Here is an 867-nt window from a genome sequence, read left to right on the forward strand (position 1 = left end):
ATGATCACGGCGGGAGGCTAATCCTTCTCATTTATAAAACGGCGCAATCCTTATTTCTCTTCTCAGGTTGAGCAGAATGGATAAGCCATTTTCGACAGCGTAAATGGCCGCTTATTTAAATGGAACAGGAATGACGGAGAGGGGCGCCGCATTTAGCCGCTCTTTTCCATGACTCCCGACGATCGGGCTATGCCCCGGTAAGGGGAGGGTGATGATTATGCCTTGGAAAAATGAACCAAACATCCTTTCAATGCTGCTTGCTTTCGGCATGACGCTGCTGGGGGCGATCGCCAGCTATTCCTTCAAGGTTTTGAACGGCGAAACCTTTAGCTGGAGGACGCTGTTTTTGCAGCTGTTCGTCTCTATTTTCGCCGGCTTGACCATGGTGATGATTGCGCTGCATTACGACTGGCCTTCGGAGGTGATGGGCGGCGTATGCGGCATGGCGGGGTGGTCGGGAGCATCGCTGATCAAGGCATTGGAACGCCGATTTCTCAATAAAGCGTCAGGAGGAAACCAATGAAGATAAGTGATGATGGCATGGCGCTGATTAAGCGTTTCGAAGGCCTGCGTTTGCAGGCTTATCAGGACTCGGTCGGCGTTTGGACCATCGGCTACGGGTGGACTCAACCGGTAGCGGGACGAAAAGTTGGGGCCGGCATGGCGATCGATGTCGCAACGGCCGAGCGTTTGCTGGTGTGCGGTGTCGCCCAATTCGAACGGGGCGTCGAACGGCTGGTGGCGGTGACGATCACGCAGGGGCAGTTCGATGCGCTGGTGAGCTTCGCCTATAACCTGGGCCTGCGCGCGCTGGAGAACTCGACGCTGCTGCGCCGGCTGAACGCCGGCGATCGGCAGGGGGCGGCC

General features: G+C 56.5%; 2 protein-coding genes. Both read left to right on the top strand.

Going from position 1 to position 867, the window contains the following annotated elements:
- Positions 1-211 precede the first annotated feature (211 nt).
- Positions 212-523 carry a phage holin family protein gene (locus ADK28_RS25185; protein WP_028127738.1) on the top strand — a complete coding sequence of 104 codons (312 nt, stop codon included), beginning with the start codon at positions 212-214 and terminating at the stop codon, positions 521-523.
- Positions 520-867: lysozyme (locus ADK28_RS25190; protein WP_048796964.1), on the top strand; the 348-nt coding region annotated here is incomplete at its 3' end. The genes ADK28_RS25185 and ADK28_RS25190, both read left to right, overlap by 4 nt.

This window comes from Serratia sp. 506_PEND (assembly GCF_001076875.1).
GTDB classification, from domain to species: domain Bacteria; phylum Pseudomonadota; class Gammaproteobacteria; order Enterobacterales; family Enterobacteriaceae; genus Serratia; species Serratia marcescens.

What these genes read in the sequence shown, in the direction of transcription:
- ADK28_RS25185 (WP_028127738.1), top strand. Translation starts at nt 212, where the DNA reads ATGATTATGCCTTGGAAAAATGAACCAAACATCCTTTCAATGCTGCTT.